The following is a 21322-nucleotide window of genomic DNA, read 5'->3' as shown; positions in this document are numbered from 1 at the left end:
TACATTAATTAAAAAAATATGGAAATAAAGATGTCGATTAGTTTTATCCCGATAAATGGAACGATGATTCCTCCAATTCCATAAATCAGTAAATTTCTTCTCAAAAGTGCACTTGCTCCAATTGGTTTGTATGGAACACCTTTTAATGCTAAAGGAATCAAGAAAGGAATAATAATCGCATTGAAAATAACAGCCGATAAAATAGCGGTTTCTGGACTATGTAAATTCATGATATTCAATCCTTTTAAGGCCGGAATTGCTGTAATAAATAAAGCGGGTATGATGGCAAAATATTTTGCTACATCGTTGGCAATACTAAAGGTTGTTAAGGTTCCGCGCGTCATTAATAATTGTTTTCCGATTTCAACAACTTCAATTAATTTGGTTGGATCATTATCTAAATCTACCATATTTCCAGCTTCTTTTGCTGCTTGCGTACCACTGTTCATGGCTACACCAACATTAGCTTGCGCTAGAGCAGGAGCGTCATTTGTACCATCGCCCATCATCGCAACCAAACGACCTTCGGTTTGTTCTTTTTTGATGTAATTCATTTTATCCTCCGGTTTTGCTTCCGCAATAAAATCATCTACACCTGCTTTTTCTGCGATAAATTTTGCAGTCATAGGATTATCACCTGTTACCATAACCGTTTTAATTCCCATTTTACGTAAACGAGCAAAGCGTTCTTGAATTCCAGGTTTGATAATATCTTGTAATTCGATCACTCCTAAAACTTGTTCATTTTGAGAAACAACTAAAGGTGTTCCTCCATTTTGAGCAATTTCATTAGCTTTCAATTGAATTTCGTTTGGAAAAGTATTTCCAGCATTTTCAACCAAATTTTTGATAGCATCTACAGCTCCTTTTCGAATACGAGTTTGATCAAAATCAATTCCTGAACAACGTGTTTCTGCGCTAAAATTGATGAAAATAGGATGTTGAATTGCATACTTTAATGGATCTATCTGAACTAATTCTATAATTGATTTTCCTTCTGGCGTTTCATCACTCATCGAACTAAGAACTGCTGCTTTTTCTAAAGCTTCCATTTCTATTCCAATTGCAGGATATAAAGCCGTCGCCTTACGATTCCCGATTGTAATGGTTCCTGTTTTATCCAATAATAAAACATCTATATCGCCTGCTGTTTCCACTGCTTTTCCACTTTTTGTAATAACATTTGCACGCAAAGCTCTATCCATTCCAGCAATTCCGATTGCGGATAATAAACCTCCAATAGTGGTTGGAATTAAACATACAAATAATGAGATTAAAGCGCCAATGGTAATGGGAACATTTGCATAATCAGCGAATGGTTTTAGGGTAACCATAACTATGACAAATACTAATGTAAAAGCAGCTAATAAAATGGTTAAAGCAATTTCATTTGGTGATTTCTGACGATTTGCACCTTCAACTAATGCAATCATTTTATCTAAAAAACTTTCTCCTGGTTGTGTCGTAACTTTGACTTTAATTCGATCCGAAAGAACTTTTGTTCCTCCAGTAACCGAGCTTTTATCACCACCAGCTTCACGAATTACAGGTGCACTTTCTCCTGTAATAGCACTTTCGTCGATCGTTGCTAAACCTTCTATAATTTCACCATCGGTTGGAATTATATCTCCAGCTTCACAGATGAACATCATATCTTTGATTAGAGCAGAGGATGAAATCGTTTCACCATTTTCTAATTTTGCAGGCGTTTCTTCTCGTGTTTTACGTAAACTGTCGGCTTGAGCTTTTCCTCTTGCTTCGGCAATTGCTTCAGCAAAATTGGCAAATAACAATGTAAAAAGGAGTAAGATGAAAATTGAAAAATTATACCCAAAACTACCTTGAGATGTTTCACCTAAAAGAATCCAAAAACAAACTCCTAACATAATTGCAGTACCAATTTCTACAGCAAACATGACAGGGTTTTTATATAAAGTTGCTGGATTTAGTTTGATGAAAGCTTCTTTGAAGGCTGTTTGTACCAATGTTTTTTCAAATAAATTGGTTTTATTTTCTCGTGTCATTTTCTAAAATTTTGGAGTTGAAAAATAATCTGCAATGGGACCTAAGGTTAAAGCTGGAAAAAATGCTAAGGCTGCAACAATTAAGATGATGGCAAAAACAATACTTCCAAAAGTTGCTGTATCGGTTGCTAAAGTTCCTGAACCTTCTGGGACAAAATGTTTTTTTGCTAATAATCCAGCAATTGCAACAGGACCAATTATAGGTAAGAATCGTCCTAAAATCAATACAAAACCAGTTGCAATATTCCAAAATGGAGTGTTGTCTCCTAAGCCTTCGAAACCAGAACCGTTATTTGCAGCAGATGAAGTAAATTCATATAACATTTCACTAAATCCATGATACGAAGAGTTGTTTAAGGTTGATAGTGTTTCACTTGGTATTCCAGCAGCCAAAGCTGTTCCTACTAAAATCAAGAATGGATGTAAAAGGGTAATCATCATGGCGATTTTCATTTCTTTGGCTTCTATTTTTTTTCCAAAAATTTCAGGTGTTCTACCAACCATCAATCCACTAATAAATACCGCTAAAATTACAAATACAAAGAAGTTTAAAATACCAACTCCCACACCTCCATAAACACTGTTGATCATCATAGCTAACAATTCGTTCATTCCAGATAATGGCATTGTACTATCGTGCATAGAATTGACTGAACCTGTAGAAATAACGGTTGTTGCGATGCTCCAAAATCCTGAAGCGGCAGAACCAATTCGAACTTCTTTACCTTCCATTGCACCTAATGAATTATCAATACCGAGTTTTTCAATCATTGGATTTCCTTGCGATTCCATGTAAACATTCGGAATCGTTAAACATAGAAAGCCTACAGTCATTACACCAAACATCATCCAAGCGAATTTTCTGCGATTTGTATAAACGCCAAAGGCAAATAACATCGCCAACGGAATTAGCATTTGTGCAATCATTTCCGTCATATTACTTATATATGTTGGGTTTTCGAATGGGTGTGCAGAGTTGGTTCCAAAGAATCCGCCTCCATTTGTTCCTAGATGTTTTATGGCTATAAAAGCTGCTGCAGGTCCTCGAGAAACTTCCACTTTATTTCCTTCTAAAGTCATCATTTTATCTTTTCCTTCAAATGTCATTAGAGTTCCTTGAAAAATTAAGATTGAAGATACAATTACACATAATGGCAATAAAATACGCGTAATAGATTTGATGAAATAGGTATAAAAATTACCTAAAGTTTTCGTTGTTTTTTGTCGAAAAGCTTCAAATAATGTAACTGCTGCTGCCATACCAGTTGCTGCACTCACAAATTGTAAAAACATCAGCCATAATTGTGCTAAATAACTTACGCCTGTTTCTCCTGAATAGTGTTGTAAATTACAATTCACCACAAACGAAATAATCGTATTGAAAGCCAAATCAGGGCTCATACTTGGATTTTTATCTGGATTAAAAGGCAACAAACCTTGTGTCATTAATAGAATAAATCCAATGACAAACCAAATCAAATTAATCGTTAACAATGCACTTAAATGTTGTTTCCAATTCATCTGCTCCTCTGAATTGATACCTGATATTTTGAATAACAACTTTTCTATTGGGGAAATTAATCGGTCTAAAAAAGTTGGTTTATTGAGATACACTTTTGCAATGTAATTTCCTAACGGAATGGAAAGAGCGATCGCAACTAAAAATTGTACGATAACGCCAAATATTTCTGAATTCATTTTTACGAATAATTAAGTTTAAAATTTTTCGGGTTTTAATAGCACATATACTAAGTAAACAAACAAAGCAATAGCGATGAGTAATAAGAAAATCATGGTGAATGAATTATATATTATCAAAAAAGTCAATGGATTTGAAGAATACTCCAAAACATAAAATCCCAGCTAATAGTAATACAATTGTTATCATATTCCTGAATGATAAATTTGTTTAACATATTCTGATTTCAAATTCATTGGAAACAAATTCAAAAACTGTTTTCGGTTTTTGAAATCCGCTTCAATCATCAAAGTAACGGGTAGTATAAACAGATTATTGATGTATGTTTTACCCAAATCATTTGTTTTTGAAAACAATTTTCCTACACTATAACATAGCTGTTTTACACGTGCTGGATTATTATCTAAAATGTTTTGCAGTACTTTACTTTTAAGTTCTTTGACTTCATCTAATGAAATCGTTTGTTTCATTTTCATTTTGTAGATTTTTAAATTTCTCTACATAAGCCAATCAAAATGCCAAAGCAATTAGAATTAATTAGACGAAACAAAATCAATACGTTATGTTTTTATGGTTTTTTACTCAAATAAAAAACCCTTCCAAAATGGAAGGGTTTATTTTCATTATGATAAAGTATTTTATATCTGTTTTTCATTTTGAACAAAAATTCGTCAGTTCGAGTTATTTTCGTTTCGATAGAATAAGAAAATAGTATCGAGAACTTAGACGAATATATACCTAAAACCATCTTACTTCTCGATATAAAATTCTTTTCAGAATTTCACTCGAACTGACGGTTTTATTGATAAAATTATCAAAATATATAATGGTCAGTATTCTAAATTAATTCAGTTCATATTCGGCTATTTTTCGATAAAGCGTTGTTAAGCCAATACCTAATAATTCTGCCGTTTTTGTTTTGTTTCCTTTTGTAAATTTTAAAACTTTCTGAATATGTTTTTTTTCCATTAAAGCTAATTCTAATGAATTTTCGTTCTGATCAATTTCGCTTGTTTGAATAAATGAAGGAAAATCATTTGTAGAAAGTTCTTCATTTTCCGACAAAATAATAGCACGTTCGATCGTATTTTTTAATTCACGAATATTTCCCGGCCACGAATATTTTTTTAGAAAAAGTAAAGTTTCCTGATTGATAGATTTTATATTTTTTTGATAATACTGATTGAAGTGTTTTATAAACTGATTCACGATTAGTTCGATATCCGAAACGCGTTCACGTAAGGAAGGTAACTCGATATGGAACACAGAAATTCGATAAAATAAATCTTCGCGAAATGTTCCGTTTGCAATTTCCTTTTCCAAATTTCGGTTAGTGGCTGCAATAATTCGTACATCAACTTTTGTAGGTTTTGTTTCGCCGATTTTAATAAACTCACCCGATTCTAAAACTCGCAATAATTTTGCTTGTAAATCCAAGGCCATTTCGCCAATTTCATCTAAAAAAATAGTTCCTAAATGAGCTTCTTCAAACAAACCTTTTTGATCTTTCATTGCGCCTGTAAATGCACCTGCTTTATGACCAAATAATTCACTTTCTAATAAGTCTTTACTAAAAGCAGAACAGTTAATAGCAACAAAATTTTGGTCTTTTCGCAAACTTGATTGATGTATGGCTGTCGCAAAAACTTCTTTTCCAGTTCCTGTTTCTCCGGTTAAAAGAACGGTAGCATTTGTTGGTGCAACTTTTTGAGCTAATTGTAAAGCTTGTTCAAAAATTGGAGATTTACCCAATAATAAATTACTGTCTAATTTTGTTGATGTTGTTTCTTGAGAAATTTCATTCTCTTTATTATATTTCACACGATCCAAAGCTCTATACAACAAGGGTAAAATACGATTGTTATCATCCCCTTTTGTAATATAATCAAAAGCTCCGTTTTTAATAGCTTGAACGCCATCAGGAATATTTCCATAAGCTGTAAGCAGAATAATTTCTATCAAAGGAAATTTTTCTTTGACTTCTTTTGCAAACTCAACACCATTACCATCAGGTAATTTTACATCACATAAAATAACTTCAGGAGTAAGTGTTTTAATTTTCTTAAGCCCTGATTTTAAATCTTCTGCTTGATGTATTTCAAAACCTTCTAATTCGAGAATTCGAGCTAGGAGTGTTCTGATTTTTGTTTCATCGTCTATGATTAAAATTGAATGCATTTTTATTACTTGTGAACAACGAAGGTATTGTTTTTATGCATATAGCTTTTATAAACTCATTATTTTTTTCTTCTTTCAACTTTTTCAAAAATTTCAAAAACGCATCAAATGTAGGATTGAGTAACTTTTGAATCTATTGGAAGGAAGTTGATTATTTTTTTATAAATCAATCGTCCGCTCTATTTTTATTTGCTCCAAAAATGCTTCGTCGTGTGATACAACGATTAGCGTTCCTTGATATTCGTTTATGGCTTTTGTCAAAATTTCAATGTTCTGAATATCTAAATTATTGGTAGGTTCGTCCAAAATAATAATGTCAGGAGCTTTGCTGTTTATTGTTAAACAACAAAGTAATAAACGCATTCTTTCACCACCACTCAATGTTAAGCAAGGTTTCTCCCAATCATCTTTTGAAAACAAAAATCGGTTTAAACGAATCTTGATTTCGTGTTCTTGTAATGCTGAGGTATTAAATTGTTGTGCTTGCTCGTAAACTTCTAGTTTATTATTAAGTAACGAATAATCTTGGTCAATGTAAATGGATTTATTTTCTGCTCGATAAATTGTTCCTTTTTGCGGTTTTATCTTTCCTAAAATAAGCTTTATCAACGTAGTTTTTCCTGAACCGTTTTTTCCTTTTATTGCAATGCGTTCACGACTTATAATCTCAAAATTTAAGTTATTTTCCCAAATCAGTTTATCGTTATAACCAAAGTTAATGTTAGTTGCAGTAAGTAAAACTTTTCCTTTGTGCAAGTGAGAATGATCAAAACCAAATTTCATTTTATCTAAAGGAGATAGAGAGGAGCGAAGCGTTTGTAAATCCTGAGAAATTCCATTAATTTTTTCTGTATGAACACCTTTTAATTTTGATGTACTATTTTCGGCATTATTTCGCAAAGTGTTCATCATTATTCGAGCAACACCTGATTTTTCTTGTTTACTTTTTCCACGATTATCCAATTTTTGTTGCCGTTCTAAAGTATCTCGTTCTTTCTCTTTGGCTTTTCGCAATGCTTTTTCTTTACTTTGAATATCTTGACTCAAGGCATTGTTTTCAATCTGTTTTTGAGCTTTATAAAAGTCGTAATTTCCACCATAAACTTTAATCCCGTGTTTACTTAACTCATAAACACTATTTAGAAGGTTTAGAAGTTTTCTGTCATGGCTTACGATGATTAACGTGCTTTTTGTATCGAGAACTAGATCGTATAAAAGTTGACGGCTTACATTATCGAGATGATTGCTAGGTTCATCCAATAAAATTAATTCGGGCTGATGAATGGAAATTCCAGCTAAAAAAACCTTTGTTTTTTGTCCACCACTTAGAGTTTCCATTTTTTTGGATAAGTCTAAATTATTGAGTTGCCAATAACTTAATGCTTCATTGCAACGGTCTTCGATTGTCCAATCATCATCGAGTGAATTGAAATTATCTTCACTTGTGTTTCCGTTTAAAATTTCGTGCAATGCACTTAATTTATCTTCAATTTTCAGTACTTGAGCTATTGTTAACTGATCGAATTGTCCGAAAATTTGTGGAACATAATAAGGTTCGGTTTCAATGTTTATTATTCCGTTTGATGATTGACTTTTTTTGGCGATAATTTTCAATAAAGTAGATTTTCCTACTCCGTTATTACCAATTAAAGCAATTTTTTCTTGATTTTGTACTGTTAAATTAATGTCGCTAAACAGTATATCCTTGTTTGGATGTTGATATGAAATATTTTGTAAAGTAAGCATAATTCCTTTCTTTAGAAGTGAAACAATACAGCAACCGTTTTGAGGTTGTTGTTCTGATTTGTCTGAAAGAAATTATTTTTTACATTGTATCTTACTTAAATTTTGATTCTGCGAATATACGAAGTTTATTTAATTAATAAGAAATCAGAGGGAAGCTAAAGATTAGCTACATAGGAACATTAAATACTGATAAAATTTTACTTCTTTATACTCAACGCGCCTGAAGGACATTGGTGAACTTGTTTGATAAGTTCATCACTACTTGCATTTTCTGGTTTTAGCCAAGGTTTTTCTTTCGGATTATATACATTTGGAAGTAGTTTTACGCAAATACCTGCATGTTGACATAATTCAGGCTTCCAGATTATAGTAATTTCTCCGTTGGTATATTCGTGTTGGTTCATTTTGATATTTTTAGATGAATTGAAGTTACTTAAAAATTTTCAATATTCAACGTTAAAATAATTTTAGTTCCAATATTTTGCTTACTCTCAATTCGCATTTTAATATCAGACATTTTAGCTAATTGTGTTGCAATATTTAGTCCTAATCCAGAACCAGAAATATGGAGTGTTGAATCATTTTTAATTCGGAAAAATCGTTCTTGAACAAATTTTAAATCTTCTTGATTCATTCCAATTCCATTGTCTTCAAAAATCAATTCATAGCAATCATTTTCGATGTTAGAAAGAATTGTGATTTGACCTTTTAAGTTCGAATATTTTATGGCATTTGATAAAATGTTATCTATAATAATCTCAAAAAATTCTTGGAAATTATCAATTTCATAAGCTTGAAGTTGTTCCGTATCGACAGAAATTTGTTTTTCTTGTAACAAAACATCAAAACGTTCAATTGATTTTAAAACTTCTGATTTTAGTTCAAATAATGAAGTTTTTAGCTCCAAACTATTATTTTCGACACGAGAAAGCAATAAAAATTGTTCCACCAAACGATCCAAACGATTCACTTGTTTCAATGTGTAATCTATTTTTTCATTATATTGTTCAGGCGTACGTTCGCGTCGAATCAAAATTTCCAATGTTCCTTTTATAATTGCTAAAGGTGTTCGAAGTTCATGTGAAGCGTCAGCCGAAAACTGTTTAGCTTTTAAAATTTGAAACTCTAATCGATCTAACAGTGAATTTATTGTCGCTGAAAGTTGAAATAATTCATCTTTATTTTTAGGTAATTGAATACGTTCTGAAAGATTATTTTCTGTGATAGACTGCGCTGTATGAATCACATTGAAAACAGGTTTAATCGATTTAGCAGCAATAAAACGAGCTAAAAGAAACGTCAATAAAACCGAAATAGGAAAGATAATAAGTAAGGCAGTTTTCAAATAATCTAGCGCTAATTGATTGTGTTTTGTTGAAACGCCGACGACCAAATATCCCACAACTTCGCCGTGATGAATCAATTTTGCTTGAGAAATTAATAACTGAATTGAATTGTATTCAGCGTAAAAAGGCTTATTTTCTGGTTCTTCATTGTTCCAATCCAATTGATTTTGCACCATATTTGGAGAGCTCTCAATTAATTTGAAATTTTTATTATAAATCGAGATAAAAACAGGATTCAGTGCAATGTCTGTATGTTCAACTTCTTCCCATTCACGTGGTTGAACAAAGTTCTCTAATGTTGGTTCGTGTAAAACATAATCAACGTGACTATTGATTTCTTCCTCCAACGTTTCGTACATCGTTTTGTTGATACCTCGGTTTACAGAAAAATAAATTAAATAAAATATAATCAGTAAAATAACCGAAAAAGTAAGACTGTAGAAAAGCGCAATTCTATTTTTTACTGAAAATTTTTTAAGCATCTTTCGAAATGTAACCAACGCCACGAATAGTATGCAAACGCGGATCGTCTTTTTTTAGATTCAATTTTTTACGAATCGCATTAATAAAAACATCAATCACACTTGTATCATATTCAAAATGAATGTCCCAAACGTTTTCAATGATTTCTTTGCGTGTACAAATTCGGTTTTTATTCTTGAAAAGATAAGCTAAAAGTTGAAATTCTTTTAGTGTTAATTCAACTAAATTATTGTCTAAAAAAGTTTGATGCGTTTCTGTATTTAATGAAATATTTCCGAAATTCAAAAGATTATTCGATTCATTTTGACGAAGATAAACGTTGATTCGTGCTACTAATTCATTGAAATCAAATGGTTTTTTGATGTAATCATTTGCACCAGTATTCAAACCTTCAATTGTATCTTGAACTGTATCTTTCGCTGTAATGAAAATAATGGGCGTTTTTTTATTTGGATTTTCAGTAGATCGCGTTGTTTGACAAACTTCTAATCCAGAAATATTTAACATCATCCAATCCAATAAAATAACATCAAATTTCTCGTTATTTATTTTCACTAAGGCATCTTCGCCGCTTAAACAGTGCGTTGGCGATAAATTTTCTTCTTCTAAACCTTGAAGCATAAAATTGGCAATTCCCAATTCATCTTCAACAATTAAAACTTTTGGTTTGTTCATTTTCTAATTTGGAACAATAACATTTAAAGCATTCGGGATAATCGAAACTTCAATAGAATTTTGGTTAAAAATAACAGCTTCACCATCAACTTGTGCAATGGTTTTTGTTTGTTTGGAATTGAATTTTACTGAATTAACTTGCAATACTTTTGCTTGCTTCATTTTTTCAATTCGTTTTCCTAAAACATTCGCCGAAAACTGAATTTGTTGGATAAAATTAAGCTTTTTTACCGCAAGAAAGTCTAATTTTCCATCATTTAATTTTGCATTGGGCGAAAATGAGATGCCGTAACCCGCTTCGTTAGAGTTGGAGCAGAACACAAAATAGAAATCATCATCTAATGTATGTTCGTTGTCTAATTCGATGCTAAATTTTTTCGGTTGAAAGTTGAAAATTGCTTTTGTACTGGCGGTTACATATCCCAAAAAGTTTCTTGTTTTGGTTTGTGCGTAATTGTTAATCACATCTGCATCAATTCCCAATCCCATATTGCTGAAAAAGTATTTTTCGTTGATTTTTCCTGCATCAATTTTATTGATTTTTGCATTCAGAATCATTTCAAAAGCTTTTTCAGTAGATTTAGGAATATGCAAATTAGCAGCTAATCCATTTCCAGAGCCAATCGGAATAATTCCCAAAGCAACATTGCTACCAACCAAAGCTTGAGCGACTTCGTTTATTGTTCCGTCGCCGCCACAAGCTACTATTATATCAGGATTTTTTGTGAGAACTTGATTCGTAATTTCGGTTGCATGACCAATACTTTCAGTCAAAAATGTTTCGAAATCAATATTTTTCTGACTAAAATAACTTTGAATTTCAGTTTCAATCATTCGTCCTTTTCCCTTTCCAGCAATTGGATTGATGATAAAAATGATTTTATTTTTCATTTAATAAATGATTGCTAAATAAATAATCGGCTGTTTGATAATTAGATATGATAGAACGCTCGAAAATAGGATCAACCTTTGTATCAATTAAATTTTTATCAATCCATTTGTATTGATTAATTTTCTTTTGATCGGATAAAATTGAAACATCTTCTCCTTTTTTCATTCCTAATTTAATATACGTACCAACAAAAGAACGCGATTTGTATTGCGGATCGAAAATGTCTTTTCCATAGAATTGAGATGTATACTTCCAATTAAACAACGAAAATAACGTTGGGAAAATATCAATTTGAGAAACTTCTTTTGTGACATTTTCGTTTGCATGCGATTTCAAATTATAGATAAATGCAGGAATGTGATGATTTTTTACATCAATTGCATCTTTACCCGCGCTACTTGCACAGTGATCGGCAATAAATACAAAAACGGTATTACTGAACCAAGGTTTTGTTTTCGCTTTTGTAATTAAATCTCCAATCGCATAATCGGCATATTTCACCGCACCAGGACGACCAGTTCCAGACGGAATATCAATTTTTCCATCTTCGTATGAATAAGGTTTGTGGTTAGAAGTAGACATTACGAAAGCAAAAAATGGTTGTTTTGTTTTGTATTTTTCATCGGCAACTTTGATTACTTTTCTGTAAATATCATCGTCTGCAATTCCCCAAGCATTTTCAAAAGTAACTTCATCATCATTAATATTGAAACGATTGGTGTTGATTTTATCACTCAAAACACTACCACGACCACGATCGTAAATATCAAAACCATTTCCACCATAAAACGCATTCATATTATCAAAATATCCATCGCCACCATAAAAGAACATATTGTGATAACCTTTTGCTTTGAAAACGTTCGAAATAGTATATAAGTTTTGATTATCAACACGTTTCACAATACTGTTTCCAGGAGTAGGAGGAATTGATAATGTAACAGCTTCCATTCCGCGTACTGTACGCGTTCCGTTGGCATACATATTCGAAAAATAGATGCTGTTATTTGCAATATCATTAAGGTTTGGAGTGATTGATTTTCCGTTGAATTGCTCTTGCAAAAATGAAGCGCTCATACTTTCCATCAATACAAAAATCACGTTTGGTTTTTGCTCTGCTTGTGACGGATTACTTGCTAAAATTGTTCTTCGTATTGGATTTTTGAATTGTTGATCGAAAACAGTTTTCGAATCTTGCAATTCAGATTTCATTACTGCAAAAGCATCTTCAATCGGAATAGATTTATAATGTTCGTCGTATTTTAAGTGATTATTTCGGAAAGCTGAAAAGAATGAAAAGATTCCAGCTTTAGAAATTTCATTGTTGTATCGGTTTTCAGAAGTTGAACTACTATCGTTGTTTAAAAGGAATAATGAACCAACCGCAAGTAATAAATTGAACACAAAAACGCCAACTTTTTGACTTGTTTTTGGTTTGTTATGAAATGTATTGTAGAAGAAATAACCTTTTTTTGTTGCGAAAATTGTCAAGCCTGTAATCAACACAATTCCGCCAATTAAAACAGGTAATGGATATGATTCTTGAATGTTTTTGACAACTTCGTATGTATAAATTAAATAATCGACTGCAATAAAATTGAATCGACTTTTGAATTCGTCCCAAAATGTAACTTCGGCAAAAAATGTAAAATAAATGATTACCAAATACAATGTATAAACGAAATACACGAAAATTCGATCAAATAAAGAATTGACGAATTTGTTTGGTAAAATTATAAAATAAAATGATAAGAATAACGTGAAACAGCTTACAACACTAATGTCGTACACTAATCCATAAAAAATAGTGTGTAATAACGAGCCGATATTCCAATCGAAATCGCTTTTTACCCAAATCGCAAAAATTAGGCGTAGAATAAATGAAATTAGAATAAATAACGAACTGAAAAATAGTAAAATACTGTAACGTCCTTTTAAATTATTTGTAAACATTTTGTTTTTGAATTATTGTTCAAATGTCTTGATATTTAATAGATTATTAACATGGAAAAGTGAATCTTAAGCGAATCTTAAGTTTGCGATTCTTGAATGAAAGATAGAAGCTGAAAACGTTAATAATTCGTGAAAAAATGGTTTTGATTAGAAATAGTTGTAAATTTGTAATTGGTTTATAAAGTAGGTATAATGGAAGAGATATTAATCAATGAAAAAGAAGAAAAGTTTTTAACATATTGGGAGAAAAGATTCTCTACAATTTTTAAAGACAATACAAGTTGGACAACTTTGTTTATGACAGTTAACAAAGCTACTTTTCCAGATTCATTAAATATAGAAACGTTTTGCAAAAAGTTTATGCAAGATTTCAATATGAAATTATCATATAAATATGATGAATCAGACAACGAATACGATTTGACAATTACAAGATAATTACGGAAAACGAAAAATCCTTATCAATTTTGATAAGGATTTTTTTTGTTGTAAAAAGGGACATTTGATTGATAATCATGCTTAAATTTTAAGAAAAATATTTAACCAAAAAATTAAATAAAATATTGTTGATTTAGATTTGATTTTACTAATTAAAATGTTTAATTTTGCAGTTCACTTTTAAAGGTGATTTAGTTTTTAAAGTTTACAACATTTGTATAGCTCATAATAAGGTTGAGCGTCTCTACGGCAGACCATAAAAAATTGCCACTACAAATGAATTTTTTTTCTACAAAATGAGTCTTGAACCACTCTTGTTAGAAAATAGTTTGTTTGTTGATGTAGATGATACAAATGGTTTAAACACATTAAACCAAATAGTACAGCAAACAATACAATGAACCACAGACTTTTCATTCAGAAGAAATCGAATTTTGACGTTATCAGTCAGAAGACTACAATAGAACTCAAAAACCTTGTACCTACAATTGTGTGCAAGGTTTTTGTTATTTATGATCTATTTAATATAGAAGAAAGCCAATTACAAGAGGTTCAAAATAAGGTGTTTGTCGATCCTGTGACAGACGTTGTTTTCAAATACGTAGAAGACGCAGTTAACGAAAGTATTCCTTATTCTAAAAACTATTTTGCAACCGAATTTTTACCTGGTCAATATAATCAACGCGATGATTCTTCGGAACAATGTTTAGTGTTGATGAATGTTGAAAATGTAACCGTAAAATCTGGTTTATTATATGTTTTCAATGATGATTTGTCTGCAGAAGATTTAAAGAAAATAAAAGATTACTTAATCAATCCAATTGAGTCGCGCGAGAAAGATCTTTCTAAAATGGAAATTCCAGCTAATCCAGAAGCGACAGAAGTTCCAATTATTGAAGGTTTTATTTCTGCTGACGAAAATAAACTACAAGACATTTACAACCAATTTGGGTTATCGTTAGAGATGGATGATTTAGTTTTTATTCAAGACTATTTCAAATCGATTAATCGTAATCCAACCGAAACTGAGTTAAAAGTTTTAGATACATATTGGTCTGATCACTGTCGTCATACAACTTTTGAGACGGAGATTACAGATGTTCAATTTAATTCTAAATTTAACGAAACACTTCAAAAAACATTCAATTATTACCAACAAGTTCGTCAAGAATTAGGAATTACAAAACCAATTCGTTTGATGGATTTAGCAACTGTGATGGGAAAATATCTTTCTCGTACAGGAATTGTGAAAAATATTGATGTTTCAGAAGAAATCAATGCATGTTCTATTGTCGTTCCAATCGATGTAGATGGAGTTGAGGAAGAATGGTTATTACAATTCAAAAACGAAACACATAATCACCCAACAGAAGTTGAGCCATTTGGTGGAGCTTCGACATGTGTTGGTGGAGCAATTCGCGACCCTTTGAGTGGACGTTCTTACGTTTTCCAAGCGATGCGTATTACAGGAGCTGCAAATCCTTTAGAAAAGATTGAAGATACGTTACCAGGTAAATTACCACAACGTAAAATCTCGAAAGAAGCAGCAAACGGATATAGTTCATATGGAAATCAAATTGGTTTAGCGACAACTTTTGTGAAAGAAATTTACGACGAAGGGTACAAAGCAAAACGCATGGAAGTTGGTTTTGTGGCTGGAGCTGTAAAAAAAGAATATGTCCGTCGTGAAGAACCAGTTGCAGGTGACCGAATTATTTTATTAGGTGGAGCAACAGGTCGTGATGGAGTAGGTGGAGCATCAGGGTCATCTAAAACACACGATGGTTTAAAATTAGACGATTTATCAGCAGAAGTTCAAAAAGGAAATGCAATTGTTGAACGTAAAATTCAACGTTTATTCCGTAATCCAGACGTTTTAGCATTAATCAAAAAATGTAACGACTTTGGTGCGGGAGGTGTTTCTGTTGCAATTGGTGAAATTGCACGCGGAATTAATGTTAATTTAGATTTAGTCCCACTGAAATATGCTGGATTAAACGGAACAGAATTAGCGATTTCTGAATCTCAGGAACGTATGGCTGTTGCGGTTGAGGCAAAAGATGTGGAAACATTTATCGCATTAGCAAAAGAAGAAAATCTTGATGCGACTTGTGTTGCTGAGGTAACGGGAGATGATACAATGACTTTGGTTTGGAAAGGAACAAAGATTGTTGAATTAGACCGTAAATTTTTAGATACAAACGGTGTTCGTAAACAAGCTAAAATCGAAGTTACGGACGAAGAATATACAAACCCTTTTGAGAATAAAGCTTTCAATAAAGAAGCGTTTATTGAAATGATGCAAGAGTTAAATCATGCGTCGCAAAAAGGTATGGTAGAAATGTTTGATAACAACGTTGGTCGTTCTACTATTTTGAATGCTTTTGGTGGACAAACAATGGATACGCCAGAAGATGTTTCAGTACAAAAATTCCCAACAGACGGATTTACAAATGCGGTTTCTATCGCATCATTTGGTTACAATCCTACAATTTCGCGTTGGTCAAATTATCACGGAGCTTATTTTGCGGTAATTGATTCGATGACAAAAATTGTTGCTGCTGGTGGAAATTACGCTGATATTCGTTTAACTTTTCAAGAATATTTTGAAAAATTACGTGATGAAGCAACGCGTTGGGGAAAACCATTTGCAGCTTTATTAGGAACGATTGAAGCTCAAAAACAATTCGGAATTCCTGCAATTGGAGGAAAAGATTCGATGTCGGGTTCTTACCAAGATATTGATGTTCCGCCAACGTTAATTTCTTTTGCAGTTGCGCCTTCTAAGGCTGAAAAAATTGTACAAGGAACTTTAGTTGAAAAGAATTCTAAACTTTCAGTTTTTATTCCAACATTGACTGAAGACTATTTAATCGACGAAACAAATACAAAAGCTGTTTTTGATTTTATCGGAACAATTAATGATGATGTAAAATCAATGATGACGGTTAAATTTGGTGGAATTGCAGAAACTGTAGCGAATATGGCTTTTGGTAATGAAATCGGATTTGAAATCAAGACTGATTTAGATTTAGGAAAATATTATCCAGCTTCGATTGTGATTGAACATTCAGAAGAATTAAATATTCCTGCTGAAATTGCTCAAAATTACCACGTTGTAGGTCAGACAAATGATTCAACTTCATTCAACTTTAATGGAGAAGAAATCAATTTAATTGAATTGAAACAACAATGGAAAAAAACATTCAATTCATTGTTTCCATATAAATCAACTTCTGAAACAGTTGTAGAGGAAAAAGATTTGAAAGCTGAACAAATTTGTTTTGCATTCGCAGATCAAAAAGTGGAGAATCCGAAAGTTTTCATTCCAATTTTTCCAGGAACAAATTCAGAATATGATTCAGCAAAAGCGTTCCGTAGAGAAGGAGCAATCGTTTCGACTTTGCCTTTCCGTAATTTAACACAACAAGATGTTGAAGAATCGGTAGATGCTTTTGTAAATGAAATCAATCAAGCCAATATTTTCTTTGTACCAGGCGGTTTTTCAGCTGCTGATGAGCCAGATGGATCAGGTAAATTTATTGCAACGGTTTTACGTAATGAGAAAATCAAAAATGCAATTCACAATTTATTGGAGCGTGATGGACTAGTTTTAGGAATCTGTAATGGTTTCCAAGCCTTGATTAAATCTGGATTATTGCCTTATGGACGTATTCAAGATTTAGAAGAAGATACACCAACATTAACGTTCAACGAAATTGGTCGTCACATTACACAATTAGCGAAAGTGAGAGTGAATAAATCGCATTCACCTTGGTTAAAAGGAATGGAAGGACAAGAATATTGGATTCCGTTTTCGCATGGAGAAGGTCGTTTCGTAGCAAATGAGGTTGAATTAGAAAAGTTAATTGATAAAGGACAAATTGCCACTCAGTTTGTTGATTTGGATGGGAAATTAGCTGGGAAAATGCCTTATAATCCAAATGGATCTACGTTTGCGGTAGAAGGAATTGTATCGCCTTGTGGAAAAGTTTATGGACGAATGGGACATCCAGAGCGTTACGAAGAAGGATTATTCAAGAACATTCCAGGAAATGGATATATGAATATCTTCAAAAATGCGGTGGAGTATTTTAGAGGGTAGTTTATAGATATGAGATATTAGATGTTAGATTTGAGAAAATTTAACTTCTAAAAATTAAATAAAAACTTGTCATTCCGAGCTTATCGAGGAATCTAAAAAAGATTCTTCATTACGCTAAAGCTTCATTCAGAATGACAATTGGAAATAAAATAACGAATTTCGAATCTCGCATTTCGAATTTCTAAAAAAGAAACAAACAACAAACTAATACCAATTTCGATCCTGAACCAATCGAAATTAATCTCGAAAGTTAACCTTGAACAAGTTAATTTTCAAAACAAACAACAAACACGAAGTGGACTTTTTCATTTCAAACAAAACAAAAAAAACGATGTAATGAAGTTAGAAACTAGAAACTAGAAGTTAGATGAATTTTAACTTCGAATTTCGAAAATCGAGCTTCGAAAAAAACAAACAACGATGAGCTTAACAAAAAAAGACTTCATTTACGAAGGGAAAGCAAAACAAGTTTACTCAACAGAGGAAGCAGACAAAGTAATTGTGTATTACAAAGATGACGCGACTGCATTTAATGCACAAAAGCGTGGAACTGTTGAGGATAAAGGAGAAATGAACAACAAAATTTCGACTTTAATTTTCAACTATTTGATTGAAAAAGGAGTGAAAACTCACTTCATCGAGCAGTTGAATGATCGTGAGCAATTGGTAAAAAAAGTATCAATTATTCCAATTGAAATGGTTGTGCGCAATTATGTTGCTGGGTCTATGGCTCAACGTTTAGGATTAGAAGAAGGAGCGAAATCTCCAGTTACAATCTTTGATATCTGTTACAAAAAAGATGAATTAGGAGATCCATTAATCAACGATCATCATGCAGTTTTATTAGGTGCTGCAACGTACGATGAGTTAGATGAAATGTACACACAAACAGAAGTAATTAACGAAGCGTTGAAAGAATTGTTCTTAAAAGCTGGTTTAATTTTAGCTGATTTCAAAATTGAGTTTGGTAAAGATGTTGATGGTAATATCATTTTAGCTGACGAAATTTCTCCAGATACATGTCGTTTATGGGATGTTGAAACAGGTAAAAAATTAGATAAAGACCGTTTCCGTCGTGATTTAGGTGATGTTTCTGAAGCTTATCACGAAGTATATAATCGTTTGACAGAAGTTTTAAAATAAACATTTTTTTCATTCTATAATGATTGATAAAAAATTACATAAAAGCCAATTAAAAGCTGAATATTTAACGAATTTCTACGAAAGAAATTTATTGAAAAAATATGCAGCCGATACTGTGGATAGTGTAAACGAAGAATGTGGTGTTTTTGGGGTTTATTCGCCAAAGAACATCAACACGTATTCTATTGCGCAGTTTGGTTTATTTGCGCTTCAACACCGTGGACAGGAAGCGTGTGGTGTTTCTTTCTTGAAAGATGGAAACATCAAAACGGTGAAAAAAACAGGTTTGGTATTAGACGTTTTCAAAACAATGGAAGCCGAAATTGAAGAATACCAAGGAAATGCTGCGATCGGACATACACGCTACACAACTGCTGGAGGTGGAAGTCGTCGTAACATTCAGCCACTTTACACGTACAATATTTACGGAAAACCTCATTTCTCTATTGCTCACAACGGAAATTTGATTGAAGTTGAAGAATTGAGAGCTGAATTAGAAGCAGAAGGATTACCATTTTTAGCAACTTCGGATACGGAGGTTTTATTACGTTCTATTCAAAAATATTCGCATTTAGATATTGTAGAAGCTATTCAGAAAGGAACAGAAAAGGTAAAAGGAGCTTATTCGGTTTTGTTATTAGCGAATAATCAAATGGCAGCTTTTCGCGATCCAAATGGTATTCGTCCTTTATGTTTAGGTAAATTAGATGATGCGTATGTTTTCTGTTCAGAAACATGTGCATTAGACGCTGTCGGAGCAGAGTTTATTCGTGATGTAGAGCCAGGAGAATTGATTGTTGTAAATGAACAAGGTTTGAAATCTTATTCATTAAATCAACCAACGCAACGAAATATTTGTGCTTTTGAGTACATTTATTTTGCACGTCCTGACTCGAATATAGAAGGAAATGAAATCTACGATTTACGTGTAGAATCTGGTCGAAAATTATACGAACAATCTCCTGTTGATGCCGATATTGTAATTGGTGTTCCAGATTCTGGAATTCCGTCTGCAATTGGTTATTCAGAAGCTTCGGGTATTCCTTACGAACCAATTTTGATTAAAAATCGTTATATGTCTCGTTCGTTTATCGTGCCTTCGCAAGAAATGCGTGAGCGTGTGGTAAATTTAAAATTGAATCCCATCAAAAATAAAATCAAAGGAAAACGTTTGGTTGTTTTAGATGATTCGATTGTACGTGGAACAACTTCGAAATTATTAATCAAAATCTTAAAAGAAGCAGGAGCAAAAGAAATTCATTTCCGTTCTGCTTCGCCTCCGATTATTGCGCCTTGTTATTTAGGAATTGATATGCCTTCTAAAGCAGATTTAATTTCAGGAAACAAGTCAATTAAAGAGGTTGAAGATTATTTGAATGTCGATTCGTTAGATTTCTTAACAGTTGATAATCTGATTGATTTATTAGGAAGTAAAGAACATTGTTTTGGATGTTTTACAGAAAAATATCCCGTAAATTATTCTAATGAAGAATGTAAAGCGGTAAAACCTTTGCATATAGATTAATAAGTTATACGAATTTCGAATCTCGTATTTCGAAAAAACTAAATCATAATTAAAATGAGCAATACATATAAACAAGCCGGAGTAGATAAGGAAGAAGGTTATCAAACGGTATCGAAAATTAAAGATGCAGTTGCAGCAACACACAATTCAAATGTGTTGAATGGAATTGGAAGTTTTGGTGCATTTTACCAATTAGGAGGTTACAAAAATCCTGTTTTGGTATCAGGAACCGATGGTGTAGGAACTAAACTACGTGTGGCTTTAGATTCTAAAGTTTACGATACAGTTGGGATTGATTGTTTCGCAATGTGTGCAAATGATATTTTGTGTCATGGTGCAAAACCATTATTTTTCTTAGATTATTTAGCTTGTGGAAAATTAGATTCTGATATCGCAGCAGAAATTGTAGGTGGAATTGCACAAGCGTGTAAAGAAACTGGAACAGCATTAATTGGTGGAGAAACAGCAGAAATGCCAGGAATGTACCAAGTTGGTGATTATGATGTTGCAGGATTTTGTGTTGGAGTGGTAGAGCGCGACGAAATTATCGATGGTTCTAAAATAAAAGCTGGACAAGTAATTATTGCGTTACCATCAAGTGGTTTCCATTCGAATGGATTCTCTTTGGTTCGTAAAGTTTTCCCAGATTTTAACGAAGAATTTGAAGGTAAACCTTTGTTCGAAACATTATTAGTTCCAACAAAATTATATCAAAATGATATTTTCAAAATCAAAGATGCTGGAATCGAAATGTCTGGAATTGCTCATATTACAGGAGGTGGATTAATCGAGAATGTTCCTCGTATTATAAATGACGGTTTGACGGCTGTAATAGAAAAAACAAAAATAAATGTACCAACAGTGATGCAAGAATTAGCAAAACGCGGAGGAATTGCAGAAAACGAGATGTTTGGAACATTTAATATGGGTGTCGGAATGGTTGTCATCGTTGACCAAACTGACGCTGAAAAAGTATTGAATATTATTGATGGAAGTGCGTTGATTGGAGAAATTCAAGAAGGTGCTGACAAAATTATATTGAAATAGTAGATTAAATAGTTTAAAAAAGCCGGATAAGATCTCTTATCCGGTTTTTTTGTTTTAGGTAGAATATT

The 21322-nt window shown here is 32.5% G+C and carries 16 protein-coding genes and 1 riboswitch; of the genes, 5 read left to right on the top strand and 11 right to left on the bottom strand.

Annotated elements, in window-relative coordinates; all coding sequences use genetic code 11:
* Positions 1-8 precede the first annotated feature (8 nt).
* From kdpB to FH779_RS12055, 11 genes are all read right to left on the bottom strand, one after another.
* Positions 9-2024 carry a potassium-transporting ATPase subunit KdpB gene (gene kdpB / locus FH779_RS12105; RefSeq protein WP_180904888.1) on the bottom strand — a complete coding sequence of 672 codons (2016 nt, stop codon included), beginning with the start codon at positions 2022-2024 and terminating at the stop codon, positions 9-11.
* Between the two features lie 3 nt (positions 2025-2027).
* Positions 2028-3722: a potassium-transporting ATPase subunit KdpA gene (gene kdpA, locus FH779_RS12100; protein ID WP_180904887.1), complete on the bottom strand. Its 1695-nt coding sequence runs from the start codon at positions 3720-3722 to the stop codon at positions 2028-2030.
* Positions 3723-3740: 18 nt separating this feature from the next.
* Positions 3741-3818 (bottom strand): K(+)-transporting ATPase subunit F, encoded by a 78-nt coding sequence (gene kdpF, locus FH779_RS17730; protein WP_084106879.1) that lies wholly within the window; start codon positions 3816-3818, stop codon positions 3741-3743.
* Between the two features lie 90 nt (positions 3819-3908).
* Complete coding sequence (locus tag FH779_RS12090) at positions 3909-4199, bottom strand: DUF7674 family protein (protein ID WP_114999274.1); 291 nt, start codon at positions 4197-4199, stop codon at positions 3909-3911.
* A 367-nt stretch (positions 4200-4566) separates the two neighbouring features.
* Entirely contained in the window at positions 4567-5901 is a 1335-nt protein-coding gene (locus FH779_RS12085; RefSeq protein WP_180904886.1) for a sigma-54-dependent transcriptional regulator, read from the bottom strand.
* 159 nt (positions 5902-6060) lie between these two features.
* Positions 6061-7647 carry a ribosomal protection-like ABC-F family protein gene (abc-f, locus tag FH779_RS12080; RefSeq protein WP_180904885.1) on the bottom strand — a complete coding sequence of 529 codons (1587 nt, stop codon included), beginning with the start codon at positions 7645-7647 and terminating at the stop codon, positions 6061-6063.
* 197 nt (positions 7648-7844) lie between these two features.
* A complete protein-coding gene (locus tag FH779_RS12075; RefSeq protein ID WP_180904884.1) occupies positions 7845-8051 on the bottom strand; it encodes a (4Fe-4S)-binding protein in 207 nt (68 codons plus the stop codon).
* 29 nt (positions 8052-8080) lie between these two features.
* Entirely contained in the window at positions 8081-9475 is a 1395-nt protein-coding gene (locus tag FH779_RS12070) for a sensor histidine kinase (RefSeq protein ID WP_180904883.1), read from the bottom strand.
* Positions 9468-10151 (bottom strand): response regulator transcription factor, encoded by a 684-nt coding sequence (locus FH779_RS12065; protein ID WP_180904882.1) that lies wholly within the window; start codon positions 10149-10151, stop codon positions 9468-9470. Before FH779_RS12065 ends, FH779_RS12070 begins: the two co-directional genes overlap by 8 nt.
* Before the next feature lie 3 nt (positions 10152-10154).
* Positions 10155-11042 (bottom strand): diacylglycerol/lipid kinase family protein, encoded by an 888-nt coding sequence (locus FH779_RS12060; protein WP_180904881.1) that lies wholly within the window; start codon positions 11040-11042, stop codon positions 10155-10157.
* Entirely contained in the window at positions 11032-12996 is a 1965-nt protein-coding gene (locus FH779_RS12055; RefSeq protein ID WP_221627910.1) for an LTA synthase family protein, read from the bottom strand. The genes FH779_RS12060 and FH779_RS12055 overlap by 11 nt, the downstream gene beginning before the upstream one ends.
* Positions 12997-13188: 192 nt before the next feature.
* Here FH779_RS12055 and FH779_RS12050 point away from each other — a divergent pair, with 192 nt between their 5' ends.
* The 5 genes from FH779_RS12050 to purM all read left to right on the top strand — a co-directional run bounded on the left by FH779_RS12050 (position 13189) and on the right by purM (position 21254).
* Complete coding sequence (locus tag FH779_RS12050; RefSeq protein WP_038332385.1) at positions 13189-13434, top strand: hypothetical protein; 246 nt, start codon at positions 13189-13191, stop codon at positions 13432-13434.
* Between the two features lie 194 nt (positions 13435-13628).
* Positions 13629-13727, top strand: a riboswitch (purine riboswitch).
* A 104-nt stretch (positions 13728-13831) separates the two neighbouring features.
* Positions 13832-17539 (top strand): phosphoribosylformylglycinamidine synthase, encoded by a 3708-nt coding sequence (locus FH779_RS12045; protein WP_180904880.1) that lies wholly within the window; start codon positions 13832-13834, stop codon positions 17537-17539.
* Between the two features lie 420 nt (positions 17540-17959).
* Positions 17960-18682: a phosphoribosylaminoimidazolesuccinocarboxamide synthase gene (gene purC, locus FH779_RS12040; protein WP_038332381.1), complete on the top strand. Its 723-nt coding sequence runs from the start codon at positions 17960-17962 to the stop codon at positions 18680-18682.
* Between the two features lie 19 nt (positions 18683-18701).
* Positions 18702-20207, top strand: a complete 1506-nt coding sequence (purF, locus tag FH779_RS12035; protein ID WP_180904879.1) for an amidophosphoribosyltransferase — start codon at positions 18702-18704, stop codon at positions 20205-20207.
* A gap of 54 nt (positions 20208-20261) precedes the next feature.
* Complete coding sequence (gene purM / locus FH779_RS12030) at positions 20262-21254, top strand: phosphoribosylformylglycinamidine cyclo-ligase (RefSeq protein ID WP_038332376.1); 993 nt, start codon at positions 20262-20264, stop codon at positions 21252-21254.
* The last annotated feature ends 68 nt before the right edge of the window (positions 21255-21322 follow it).

This window comes from Empedobacter falsenii, assembly GCF_013488205.1.
GTDB classification, from domain to species: domain Bacteria; phylum Bacteroidota; class Bacteroidia; order Flavobacteriales; family Weeksellaceae; genus Empedobacter; species Empedobacter falsenii_C.
The sequence above is the reverse complement of the archived record's forward strand: the minus strand, read 5'-3'. Positions and strand labels throughout refer to the sequence as shown.

What these genes read in the sequence shown, in the direction of transcription:
- kdpB (WP_180904888.1), bottom strand. Translation starts at nt 2,024, where the DNA reads ATGACACGAGAAAATAAAACCAATTTATTTGAAAAAACATTGGTACAA.
- kdpA (WP_180904887.1), bottom strand. Translation starts at nt 3,722, where the DNA reads ATGAATTCAGAAATATTTGGCGTTATCGTACAATTTTTAGTTGCGATC.
- kdpF (WP_084106879.1), bottom strand. Translation starts at nt 3,818, where the DNA reads ATGATTTTCTTATTACTCATCGCTATTGCTTTGTTTGTTTACTTAGTA.
- FH779_RS12090 (WP_114999274.1), bottom strand. Translation starts at nt 4,199, where the DNA reads ATGAAAATGAAACAAACGATTTCATTAGATGAAGTCAAAGAACTTAAA.
- FH779_RS12085 (WP_180904886.1), bottom strand. Translation starts at nt 5,901, where the DNA reads ATGCATTCAATTTTAATCATAGACGATGAAACAAAAATCAGAACACTC.
- abc-f (WP_180904885.1), bottom strand. Translation starts at nt 7,647, where the DNA reads ATGCTTACTTTACAAAATATTTCATATCAACATCCAAACAAGGATATA.
- FH779_RS12075 (WP_180904884.1), bottom strand. Translation starts at nt 8,051, where the DNA reads ATGAACCAACACGAATATACCAACGGAGAAATTACTATAATCTGGAAG.
- FH779_RS12070 (WP_180904883.1), bottom strand. Translation starts at nt 9,475, where the DNA reads ATGCTTAAAAAATTTTCAGTAAAAAATAGAATTGCGCTTTTCTACAGT.
- FH779_RS12065 (WP_180904882.1), bottom strand. Translation starts at nt 10,151, where the DNA reads ATGAACAAACCAAAAGTTTTAATTGTTGAAGATGAATTGGGAATTGCC.
- FH779_RS12060 (WP_180904881.1), bottom strand. Translation starts at nt 11,042, where the DNA reads ATGAAAAATAAAATCATTTTTATCATCAATCCAATTGCTGGAAAGGGA.
- FH779_RS12055 (WP_221627910.1), bottom strand. Translation starts at nt 12,996, where the DNA reads ATGTTTACAAATAATTTAAAAGGACGTTACAGTATTTTACTATTTTTC.
- FH779_RS12050 (WP_038332385.1), top strand. Translation starts at nt 13,189, where the DNA reads ATGGAAGAGATATTAATCAATGAAAAAGAAGAAAAGTTTTTAACATAT.
- FH779_RS12045 (WP_180904880.1), top strand. Translation starts at nt 13,832, where the DNA reads ATGAACCACAGACTTTTCATTCAGAAGAAATCGAATTTTGACGTTATC.
- purC (WP_038332381.1), top strand. Translation starts at nt 17,960, where the DNA reads ATGAGCTTAACAAAAAAAGACTTCATTTACGAAGGGAAAGCAAAACAA.
- purF (WP_180904879.1), top strand. Translation starts at nt 18,702, where the DNA reads ATGATTGATAAAAAATTACATAAAAGCCAATTAAAAGCTGAATATTTA.
- purM (WP_038332376.1), top strand. Translation starts at nt 20,262, where the DNA reads ATGAGCAATACATATAAACAAGCCGGAGTAGATAAGGAAGAAGGTTAT.